The organism is Nostoc sp. UIC 10630, assembly GCF_010747425.1.
Taxonomy (GTDB): domain Bacteria; phylum Cyanobacteriota; class Cyanobacteriia; order Cyanobacteriales; family Nostocaceae; genus Nostoc.
In genome coordinates this window covers 1-10,641 of record NZ_JAAGOG010000232.1, presented here as the reverse complement: position 1 = coordinate 10,641, position 10,641 = coordinate 1, and the positions used below count along the sequence as shown (strand labels likewise).

The 10,641-nt window shown below is 40.2% G+C and carries 10 protein-coding genes and 2 pseudogenes; 6 read left to right on the top strand and 6 right to left on the bottom strand.

Annotated elements, in window-relative coordinates; all coding sequences use genetic code 11:
• Positions 1-1,056 (top strand): annotated as a pseudogene (locus G1O98_RS32770) (hypothetical protein); the annotation flags it as partial.
• A 345-nt stretch (positions 1,057-1,401) separates the two neighbouring features.
• On the opposite strand, the gene G1O98_RS32765 reads toward G1O98_RS32770, so the two are convergent.
• Positions 1,402-1,707: a hypothetical protein gene (locus G1O98_RS32765; protein WP_163937322.1), complete on the bottom strand. Its 306-nt coding sequence runs from the start codon at positions 1,705-1,707 to the stop codon at positions 1,402-1,404.
• A gap of 905 nt (positions 1,708-2,612) precedes the next feature.
• On the opposite strand from G1O98_RS32765, the gene G1O98_RS32760 reads away from it, so the two are divergent.
• Positions 2,613-2,864 (top strand): hypothetical protein, encoded by a 252-nt coding sequence (locus G1O98_RS32760; protein ID WP_163937308.1) that lies wholly within the window; start codon positions 2,613-2,615, stop codon positions 2,862-2,864.
• A 408-nt stretch (positions 2,865-3,272) separates the two neighbouring features.
• Positions 3,273-3,860, top strand: a complete 588-nt coding sequence (locus G1O98_RS32755) for a hypothetical protein (RefSeq protein WP_163937319.1) — start codon at positions 3,273-3,275, stop codon at positions 3,858-3,860.
• Between the two features lie 533 nt (positions 3,861-4,393).
• On the opposite strand, the pseudogene G1O98_RS32750 reads toward G1O98_RS32755, so the two are convergent.
• From G1O98_RS32750 to G1O98_RS32740, 3 genes and pseudogenes are all read right to left on the bottom strand, one after another.
• Positions 4,394-4,588 (bottom strand): annotated as a pseudogene (locus G1O98_RS32750) (helix-turn-helix domain-containing protein); the annotation flags it as partial.
• A gap of 28 nt (positions 4,589-4,616) precedes the next feature.
• A complete protein-coding gene (locus G1O98_RS32745) occupies positions 4,617-4,907 on the bottom strand; it encodes a hypothetical protein (RefSeq protein WP_163937317.1) in 291 nt (96 codons plus the stop codon).
• A gap of 10 nt (positions 4,908-4,917) precedes the next feature.
• Entirely contained in the window at positions 4,918-5,877 is a 960-nt protein-coding gene (locus G1O98_RS32740; RefSeq protein ID WP_163937314.1) for a ParM/StbA family protein, read from the bottom strand.
• 381 nt (positions 5,878-6,258) lie between these two features.
• Between G1O98_RS32740 and G1O98_RS41270 the strand changes: the two genes are divergently transcribed.
• Positions 6,259-6,741 (top strand): sigma factor, encoded by a 483-nt coding sequence (locus G1O98_RS41270; RefSeq protein WP_313890060.1) that lies wholly within the window; start codon positions 6,259-6,261, stop codon positions 6,739-6,741.
• On the top strand, positions 6,665-7,210 hold the full coding sequence (locus G1O98_RS41265; protein WP_306297106.1) for a sigma-70 domain-containing protein: 546 nt from the start codon (positions 6,665-6,667) through the stop codon (positions 7,208-7,210). Before G1O98_RS41270 ends, G1O98_RS41265 begins: the two co-directional genes overlap by 77 nt.
• Positions 7,211-7,345: 135 nt before the next feature.
• Here G1O98_RS41265 and G1O98_RS32730 read toward each other — a convergent pair whose 3' ends face one another.
• Positions 7,346-8,269 carry a ParB/RepB/Spo0J family partition protein gene (locus G1O98_RS32730; RefSeq protein WP_109013002.1) on the bottom strand — a complete coding sequence of 308 codons (924 nt, stop codon included), beginning with the start codon at positions 8,267-8,269 and terminating at the stop codon, positions 7,346-7,348.
• Positions 8,266-9,042, bottom strand: coding sequence for a ParA family protein (locus G1O98_RS32725; RefSeq protein WP_109013003.1), 777 nt, complete (start codon positions 9,040-9,042; stop codon positions 8,266-8,268). Before G1O98_RS32725 ends, G1O98_RS32730 begins: the two co-directional genes overlap by 4 nt.
• Positions 9,043-9,451: 409 nt before the next feature.
• Here G1O98_RS32725 and G1O98_RS32720 point away from each other — a divergent pair.
• Positions 9,452-10,641: helix-hairpin-helix domain-containing protein (locus G1O98_RS32720; RefSeq protein WP_163937311.1), on the top strand; the 1,190-nt coding region annotated here is incomplete at its 3' end.

The following is a 10,641-nucleotide window of genomic DNA, read 5'->3' as shown; positions in this document are numbered from 1 at the left end:
GGGGCTGTGATTGAATCTACTCTTGAGTATCAGCAATTTGTTAGCTCCCTTGCCACACGACCGCAGTTTTTGAAACCTCCATCTCAATCAGCATTGTCCCCGCCTCAACAAAGCGCTCAATTCCACCCAAACCAAGAGGTTCAAAATCTCGCCCCTCCCGTCATCAAAGGCAAACCGATTCCGATGAACTATCCTTTAATGATGCATGGTGAGCCGAACCCACTACCTGTAAATACTTGCATTGATGCCATGCGCGGATATGGCAGAACTCACACTACTAGAGCTTATGAGCCTTACAAACAGTATGGGTTTAAGGAAGGCGATATTGCTCTGGCGACAGGTATTGATAAGCAAGTCGCCTTTCGAGTCGGTAAGCAGTATCAAATCACACCTGATATGATTGCTGACCCCGTTTATCAACAGCAATGGGCTGACATGGAAAAGCACTCACCCAAAGCATTACCAGAATTATTCACTGAAAAACAGCAGGTCTGGGGACTACATCTAGAGCCGTTGGGGGATTATGTGGAGGGTTTTATAGTCCCGTTTTCTGAACCGCAAAACAGAGCCGCACCCAATCAAGAAGTCCAACCTAAATCAGTTACTATTGATGACTTGAGAAATTGGTACAATGCCGCAAGTAAGTTAGGGAAGTCGGAGAATTACAAAAAACGCATTGTAGAAGTGGCTAATGGGTTTAAAACTGGTGAGCAACTATCAGCCGAAGCGTTGACAGTAATGAATCAAGATACATTTGAGCTTGAAAGAATCAGTCGGCTGACTCAAATTGCTCAAAGGATTGGCATGGTTTGGGGTAAGCCTAATGAAAATGGCACTCAAGTTGAAGGAAAGATTTATGATTTGGCTTTCAATACCCAGCAGAGGGATTTAACTATTTCACAGAAAAATGGAGAGGTAATTTTAAACTTGCAATCTGGTCAGGTGCAGATTAATAAAGTTACACCCCAGATATTGCAAACTTTTGAGGATGCTAATACTCAAATTGATCAAATATTAGCTAAATCTCAAACACAACAAATAGACTTACAAAGATAGATTTATCCTAAAATAGCCCTTTTCAGTAACAAAAAAGGTATTCAGGGAATGGGGAATGAAAAAAAGGGCGAGCGCACGTTCCAAGTGGGAATACTCAATTTATGTAGTTGAGGTTATTTCCAATGGCGGATAAACAAGAGATTAAATGTACATACTGTTTTGGCAAAGGTAAAATAGAACAACCCGAATCAATAGGTTCGTCTCCCATACCACAATACAAAACTTGTAGCTTTTGTGGTGGAACTGGAAAAATTTTAAAAAAAAAGTCGTAGAAATATCTAGTTTACGTCATTTTGGCATAACAAACTCCTACTCTTTCGTTCTGTGTGACGGAAGAATAGGGGCTTAATGATGCGGTTTGTGGGCAAATCCAATCAGGTAAGGATGAAATGTGAATGTTATGCAGATGTTACAGGGTGCGATCGCGGTAAATTCTTGACAAAAAGCCTGGAAACAAACGCCTGCAAGCGTTACGGGATATTCAAAGCAGGTTATAACGGCTTGTTCGGCTGAAGATGTAAGGCAGCTAGCTGCAAAATCTGTTGATAAGTGATTTCTCGGTAAAGGTGTGTGCAAGTCTAAAGAAATTATTAAGGGAATACCCAGGTAAGATGGGTAGAAATTGGGTAGTTCTGCGCTATTTTTACCCAAGCGATTGAGTGATAATTATGTGTATAGAAAGCGCTGGCAAAGATTTTAAGCTGGCATTTAATAAACTGCAATAAAAACAGAGCCCTGGATTTTTACAGGGCTTTTTAAATTGAAAACTCAGTTTTCGAGTTTAAAAAAGTGAATGATGGTTTACCCCTCTCCTAAGAAAACAGAATGGTTTCTTTCATCCATAGTGGGCGATCGCTCATGAACAGCTTCTGTCACTCTCCGAAAACATTTGCCTTTTCTAAAATCTAGAGCTTTTGTATAGCAAGCAATCGTACGCTTATTTTCTAATAACAAATACAAGATCTATTTTTTCTAATAGGATAGCTTGTATTGATTGCCTTATCCGGCTTCTAGCGATCGCCCTCCCGGAAAGTGACAGAAGAGGGGTATACAAAATTTGCTGAGTGTTTGGAGAAATTATTACCTTACGAAGAAGCATTCTCGTGTTACCAAACGATACTGGAGATATTCAACCGCCTTTTGCCTAAAAATGATAAATATATTAAGTCTGTAGAACAGCAAATGCAAAGACTCTCGGCACAATTAAATTAACAAATTACAAATAAGCATCAAAGATGCCATTTACACAACTTAAAAGAGTATAAAATGCTTCTAGAAATTGATTTCTAGAAGAATAGTGGAGTGTGTCTTACTTTTCGCTTTGGCAATCCAACCATTTACAAGTACAAATATACTATATAAATGCAGTTATATGATTAACTTTATGCTCTGCATAGACGTGAGCGCTTCTGTTGCACTACATATTTAGATAACGCCAGTTGGGCTTAATCTTCGGGGGCTTAATCCGAATGGCACGCTTGAAAAGACGTAACCTCCTTGCTGGCAGGGGGTTGGGTTGCAGGTTCGGAAAAAATCAAGAAAATTAGAAACAAAGTGTGAACATTCATAATTTTCCTCGTCACTACACCCTACACCCCACACGCAAAAGCCTTATAAATAATGGATTTGGCGTTATCAAGCGTGCCATTCATCGCACGATGCTTAAAGTTATTGCTCACAAGGCTGTTCCTGACCGTCCCGCACGCAGTGAACCACGAGTCCGCAAGCGTCGCCCCAAAATTTACCCCTTAATAACCAAACCCCGGCACGAATTACGAAATATGAAAGCAAACTGCTTAAACCACTAGTGTTTCAGCTTTTCTTAGTGCCATTCGTACCAGACCAGTTCTCGCTTAAATCTTTACCTTTTCTGCAACGCCGATGCTACCAAATATTGTTAAACATAGTTTTGATTGAATAGAGAAGAGTTGAAAATTTTTACAAATCATAAGTTTGGGCTTTCAGATTCAAGTCAGCCTTAGCATTTCGTAATGTTTTATAAATTATTTAGTTTCCTTCATCCAAATGTGCTGATTTTGGTTTAAGCGAAAAACTGGTGGTTCTACTCTAGTTCTCCCCGATTTGTTTGTATTTATTAAATTATCTCAACTTCAACTTACTGAAGAATTACCAGTTTTTGCCCAAACCTACGCTTGATTTGGCAAGGCTAAATTTTCCCAGACGAATCTCGCTATTAATAGAGCAAAGGAGTTGTAATGCCAACTGTAAAATTGAGCTTCAAAGAGTACAATCCTGTTATAGTAAACGATGCTGTAACACTAAAACAGTACTGGCATAATCACCTAGCACAGGAATGTTCACAGCAAAGTGCTACTACCAGAGACAGTATTGTTCGTTGGCTGTTAGCAAAGGATTTAGAACGGTTGGAATTACTTCAACCAAAAGAACTTGAGGTTGCCAAGCAAGCAATGGAGTATCGCTGGAAAATTTTACATAAACACTACTTAGGCATCAGTCCAGAAGGTGCTTATCGCAACTTAATCACACGACTGGGCAGTTTAGTTTCTGCTCACAGCCAGATTCAAACTTGGGTAGCTTCCAGCCGCGCTCGCCAAAGCAGTTTTATAGATGTGTTACAACACCTCATCCAAGAACTACTGCAAAACAATACTTATATGCAACAGCAAATGGCTTGCATTGCCCAATTAACTAACGATAGACAACTGCAAAATACATTACTGTTTGCTTCTATAGAAGAGTATGCTTTGCGCTCAGTACATAATCAACCTTTGCTAGTATATTGTTTCGTCAATTACCTACGTAGGAATCGGTGTGGTGGCTGAACCCCAGTTTTCGGCAATAAATTACCTACTGGAGCTAGTTTGGCTATAAATCCTCACTAATGGCAGATTCTTGAGAATGCCAGTTACTAGTAGGCATACTATTACACTTGTGTTTTGAAGTGCGCTTTCACAGATAGAATTGCCAGCACTTGAGCGACTATCTTGGTCCTTCGAGAACACGGGGACTCTTGAGCCGCGATCGCCATGCCTCGTCCCTTCTTTGAGTCTTGCTACTGAAACGCTGTGGAATCTTTTACACAGTATACGCTTTTACGGACTGTAGCATAAATAAAAATCCAGAAGCCAGAATTCAGAAGTCAGAATACAATTCAGTGTAGCGAAGTCGGGCATTGATTTAAGACCACTAAATTGAAAATTTGATACAGTTTTTCATCCTTGATTCATCCACCAGTCGCAATATACCCTACTGAATTTTGACTCCTGAATCCTGAATTCTGGTTCATGAAATCTATTTTGAAGATCCAGCCAGATTTGCACAAACTGAACGAGATGAACGACGAATTTGACATGAAGCCCAGTAACCGAGCAAATTCGTTTTGTATGACTTGATAACACTCGCAGGAAGTTGCTTCCAGATCCTCTCGGTTCAGGATGCTAATATGACCACGTTGGTAGCTGATCATTCCGGCTCGGCTGAGGGTGCTAGCCACTACTGTCACACCGGAACGACGTACACCTAGCATTTGGGAAATAAATTCTTGCGTGAGCTTTACCGTTGCCAACTTCCTTTGACGGTTACAAATCAAAATCAAGGCTGAATGTTTCCCCTGAAGAATCTTCTTCTTTATCCTCTGCAAATGGAGTTGAAGTCCAAGAGGTGAGTTGGTTTGACTCTGTATTAATCGGAGTGTTTGCTAAAAGTTGTGCAGGTAATCCAGCCTTGATGAAAACAAAATAGCAATCAACTATAAAGTAAAGCGTGTCCAGGTAACTTTTATCTAGTTTTTGCGATTCTGCAAATATGCGCTCTCGATAATTATCTTTGAGGCGAACTTTTTCCGGTGCTAAGTCTTTTTTATCTGCCATTGTTATAACTTTACTTAAAAGATGTAGTAGTTGGATTCTTGCTGGTGATAGTTTTTGCCATCTCTAAAAGCCCAGAGACATTAGCTTCCACCGGATTATCCAGGATTTTGAAGCCGTTCTTCTCTAAAAGCTTCTTAAATCCAGGTAAAAGGCAGCCTCCACCAATCGCCCAGATTTCATCCCCTTGGTGCTTGGCATCCAATGTGAGATTCACCACTTTCTTCAAGTATTTTTCATACCAATCTTTCAAACAAGCACTGTATATATCTTTGATATCGATGTCACGGCTGTATCGGGTATGCCCCATTTCCAAACAAAATCGGATTTTGGATGGATCTCCGATTTTTCCGCCATTTAAATGTTTCATTTTTTGGGAGATATCATCGATGAGAACTTCTACACCGATGGGGTAAGCAGTGTGAACTTCTCGCTGACCCCGGTTGTAACGAGAATACAAAGTCGTGCCATTGCCAAAGTCTAAAATGGTTAATTTTTTGGGTAGTGGATGCCCAAACAATGCACCCATACCCTCTAGTACAACTTTCAGGACTTCTACTTTTACTTCTGATTGTTTGCCAGCAAGTATTGGCTGATATTCTCCATTGAGTACTTTTTGTAGTTCTGATGCCAGACCAACATCATGTAAACTGACGACTAATTTTAAGTGCCAAGCCTTACGATGTGGTAGATGCGCCAATGCACCCAATAAAGTCAGCAACGCATTATTGACTTTATTTTCATTATTGTCTGTGTTGCGGTCAAAATAATTCCCTGTCCGGTAAGCTGACTCTCCAACTGTATAAGCACTACCGTTAAAAACTACACGCCCTGGAACATCTTCCATCTCGGCATTAGTTATATAGCTGGGGACACGAACTACTTCAAAGCCTTCGACTAAAAGTTTGAGACTTCCGTAACCGTTATCGAAACCCGCCGGAAAAATTTTTTGTAAGGTGTGAATGTTTGACATAAATACAAAGGTAATACACTTTGAGAAAGTGAAAATTATCTGTTCAGGTAATTTTAGGGAGTAGGGGAGAGAAGAATAAAATAACTACCTCTTTTTTTCCTAATCTCAAGAGCTTATCATAACCCCTTGGGGGCTAAATGGGGTACAAAATGTTGACTAGTCAAATATACCCCATTTAGCACCTATATATGCCCTATATAGGGGTCAAAAATTCACCAAAGTCTTGAACTAGTGTTGGGGTATATATAGCCCCCATATAACCCCCAATAAGAATTTTTGAAATCTTTTTTATCAACGTAACAGAAATTAATTTTAGATCGTTGTTAACTCTTTGATTTATACTCTACTGTCAAGGTCTAAATTAGCTTTACGCAACGCAAGATGTCTAGCCAAAGCTCTGATACACTTGGAATTTACCTACGAGAAATTGGTCGCATTGATAGGCTATTACCTGAACAAGAAATTTTCTATGCAAGACTTGTAAGGTCTATGCTGGCACTTGAGCAGCAAAAGAATCTTCTTGTGCAACGGCTAAAGCGTTCTCCAAATGGGTCTGAACTCTCTGCCGAGGTGAATAAAACAGAAGCAGAATTAACCCAAATCCTTGAACAAGGGCAACTGGCAAAACATTTAATGATTACCGCCAACCTCCGTTTAGTGGTTGCAGTCGCTAAAAAATATCGTTGGAGTAAGCTGGAATTTTTGGATCTGATTCAAGAGGGAGCAATAGGTCTACAAAAAGCGGTAGAAAAATTTGAGCCGAATCGGGGCTATAAATTTTCTACTTATGCAAAAGGCGTGGATTCGGCAAGCAATTACCAGAGCAGTTGCAGAACAATCCCATACTATTCGCCTACCCCATGACCTGACCAAAAGATTGATGCAAATCAAAAAGGCACACGTTGAACTTTTTCAAACCTTGGGAAGAACACCCACTATTATAGAAATCGCTGAAGCTGTTGATGCATCACCTAAACAAGTTGCCGAATGCCTAAACGCATTTCGTCCGCTAGTTTCTTTAGAGCTAGGAATTGGAGAGGAGCAAGAAAACCAACTGCAAGAGATATTACCCGACGAAAGAATCTCCGCACAAGAGTATGTTGCTCTAGAATGTCTCCGATCAGATTTACAGGATTTATTAGCTACCTTGAAACCAAATCAACGCCAAGTCTTAATGTTACAGTTTGGGTTGTCGGGCGAGGACAAGTTGACAGCAAAACAGGTTGCACAAAAACTTAATCTCAGCCATTCCAAGGTACGCTCTGCTCATGGACAAGGTATCAAAGCTTTACGACGTGAGCAAGACAAAATTAAAGATTATTTGGCTAGTTAAAACTGTTTATGGCAAAGGAGAAGGAATCACTGTTGTTGAAAGTACTTCTGGTGTATTCAGTCTAATCGCCGTTTGCTCACATTTGGGACATCTGAGTCTTAGACAGAATAAGATGCAGTAACTTCTAGTTCAGTTTTAATCATCCTCGTTAATTAAAATCTCTATTTGAGCAAACAATAATTCAAGCTTCTTGCGCTTTTTGGGATTATCCCATAGCTTTGATTTTTTCATTTTCTTATAGGTAGAATCTATTTGCTTCTCTAATTCCTTCTCTTCTGTTGACGACTTACGGGTTTTCAACCGTTCTCGAATTTCATTTAATGATAAATTTTGTAATATCGCCTCTTCCAATAAAGCAATACGTTCTGTCTTTTCTTTCAACTTAGCGATTACTTTAGCTTTTGTGTATTCAATTTTTCCTTGGCGTAGAACTTCTAAAATTTCATCAGGCAACCGCAAGAGAGGAAGTCTGTTAGCAGTGAACGACTCCCATTCCATAAGCCCCAAGCCTGTAAAAATCATTTTTACATCCTCTGCATGAGAATTACTGATAACGTTATCAGTAACTTTTCCCGCCAAAATATTTTGCATTTTATAAAGTAAAGATATAACTTCTGGCACTTTCTTATCTAGTTGAAGTGCTATAAGTTCTAAAATACCTTCTGTTTCTTCAATAGGATTGAGATCGTCTCGCTGTAAATTTTCTACCAATGACAGTTGCAGGGCTTCCTGATCATTTAACGAACGTGCAATTACAGGTACTTCAGTTAATCCTGCTAAACTAGCTGCTCTGTAACGCCTCTCTCCGGCTACCAACTCATATTTATCATCAGATAAGTAACGGACTAACAATGGTTCTAAGATGCCATGTTCTTTAACCGACTGTACTAACTGCTCTAGCTTTTTTGGATCAAAATAACGGCGAGGCTGCTGAACAGAGAGTTGAATTTTTTCGATAGTGACAAACTGTCCACAGGGAAGAGTGTCTACAGACTCGCCAATCAAAGCTTCTAATCCCTTAAGACGGCGACCATAAGGCTTATCACGCTTTATACTCATAATAATTTCTCCAGCCCTTTAACAATTTTTTTTAGGATTGATAAAGCTGGATGCTTAGGATTAAAGATTGCCAGAGGAACATTTTCTTCAGCAGCATCAGCAAAAGCAGTAGATCGAGGAATTGGGTCATAGACTATCCCAACCTGTGACAGTTGTTCTTGAATAGCTAATAGTGTTCGTTCATCTTGGCTATTACGTGAATCAAACATCGTTGGGATAAACCCAGCAATTTTTAACTTTCGATTTGGAAGAGACTTAACGCGTGTTACTGTATTTAAGAGTAATTCTGTCCCCAAGAATGCCTTGTATTGTGTCTGGATCGGCACTAAAACGTGAGTTGATGCCACTAAACTGATATAAGTAAGAATGCCTAAACTAGGGGGGCAGTCAATCAAAATAAAATCATACTGTTCGCTTACAGGTTCCAAAGCATATTTAAGACGTAAATCACGCATATCTGCTACTACTAACTCTAATTCAGCTGAAGTCAGATCCTGAGATGACGGAACAAAATCCATCCCATGAATTTCTTTAAGAATTGGTAGTGCTTCCTGATCAATCACTGCATTATAAATGGTTTTTTCTTGGGATTCAGGCGCAATTCCCATAAAGTTAGTAAGTGAAGCTTGAGGATCTATATCAATTAAAAGAACTCGGTAGTGATGCTTGGTTTTAGCAGGCTTTAATTGTGCTAAGTGATAACCAAGATTAATCGCTAGAGTGGATTTCCCAACTCCACCAGCTTGATTAAATAAACAAATAATAAGGCTCACTAAATTGGCTCACTTATAATTTCGGCTAACTTTTTCTTGAAAACTAGATTATAACGACAACGGAGTAAGCACAGATAATATTTGGCTATCTAAATTTGGACTTTCATAAGCTTATATAGTTGAATCAACTCAAAAGCTTATCATCACTTCGTTTTAAATAAATTAAGCTGGGCTACTCCGCGCTGCTGTCCAACTAGCCACCGTAGTTCTACCACAAAGTTAGATGTATTTCATCAAAATCAAGGTAGAGGGAACGTGCGGTGTCAATTTCTCTTTGTTTCTGAAGATAGTATCTGATGTATTTGGTGCTTCTTCATTACACTAATTTCAGGCAGGCGACTTAGTATTTATGTACTATAATTAACTGATTTCTAGTATTATAATGATGTGCGGCATCTGATGATAAGCAATGTCCACTCCACCGAATCTTTCCCCTCAACAAGTAAGCGCCTTTCCTCAACACGAAACAATCACCGGAGTCGTAGAACGTTTAACTTTTTACTCTGCTGAATCGGGTTACACAGTGGCAAGACTGACCCGCCCCCGTAGCAACGAACTCACAACAATCGTCGGCAGCTTTGCTAACATCCAGCCAGGGCAGACTTTACAACTAACTGGTTTCTGGCGTGACCATCCACAATTTGGGCCACAGTTCCAAGTCATCAATTATCAAGAAACCAAACCAGCCACTCTTACCGGAATTGAGAAATATTTAGGCAGTGGACTCATAAAAGGTGTTGGGCCAGTAACAGCCAAACGCATCGTAGCTCACTTTGGACTTGAAACGCTCGACATTATCGAAAACCAGATCGAGCGATTAATTGAAGTTCAGGGCATCGCTAAAAAGCGGATTACTTTAATCAAAAACGCTTGGTCAACTCAGAAAGCGATCAAAGAAGTGATGGTGTTTCTCCAGGGGCATGGCGTTTCTACCACCTATGCCGTGAAGATTTACAAGCAATATAAGGATGAAGCAATTGCCACTGTTACCAAAAACCCCTACCAGCTAGCAGCCGACATCTACGGTATTGGCTTTCTAACTGCTGACAAGATTGCGAGAAATATTGGAATTGCGCCTGACTCAGAATTTCGTTATCGTGCGGGGATTGTCCACTGTCTAAGTGAGGCCGCCGAAGATGGTCATTGTTACCTACCACAAAGCGAACTGATTGAGTCGGTAATTAAACTGCTGACAACCGAATCTCATCAGTCCACAGAAGAAGCGGTTGCGATCATTATTAAAGATATGGCTCTCGCAGATGACCTGATTAGAGAGCGGGATGAAGAGAAAACACTACTTTGCTATAAGCCAACTTACTTCCATACGGAACAGAATTTAGCTCAACTAATACGCCAACGCTTGGAAAAACCTGTTGGCACTGACATTGAGCGTGTGCGTGATTGGATTGAGCGCTTTACTGCTAGCCGTAAAATTCAGCTTTCAGAACAGCAACGCCAAGCTGTAGAAACAGCAGCCTATTCCAAAATCATGATCCTCACTGGTGGCCCTGGGGTTGGAAAAACCTTCACAACTCACACGATTGTCAGCCTGTGGAAAGCAATGGGTAAATCCATAGCCCTAGCTGCACCCACTGGACG

Bases quoted from the DNA above. Each gene is read 5' to 3' on its own strand.
- G1O98_RS32755 (WP_163937319.1), top strand. From the start codon at position 3,273: ATGCCAACTGTAAAATTGAGCTTCAAAGAGTACAATCCTGTTATAGTA.
- G1O98_RS32745 (WP_163937317.1), bottom strand. From the start codon at position 4,907: ATGGCAGATAAAAAAGACTTAGCACCGGAAAAAGTTCGCCTCAAAGAT.
- G1O98_RS32740 (WP_163937314.1), bottom strand. From the start codon at position 5,877: ATGTCAAACATTCACACCTTACAAAAAATTTTTCCGGCGGGTTTCGAT.
- G1O98_RS41270 (WP_313890060.1), top strand. From the start codon at position 6,259: ATGTCTAGCCAAAGCTCTGATACACTTGGAATTTACCTACGAGAAATT.
- G1O98_RS41265 (WP_306297106.1), top strand. From the start codon at position 6,665: ATGCAAAAGGCGTGGATTCGGCAAGCAATTACCAGAGCAGTTGCAGAA.
- G1O98_RS32730 (WP_109013002.1), bottom strand. From the start codon at position 8,269: ATGAGTATAAAGCGTGATAAGCCTTATGGTCGCCGTCTTAAGGGATTA.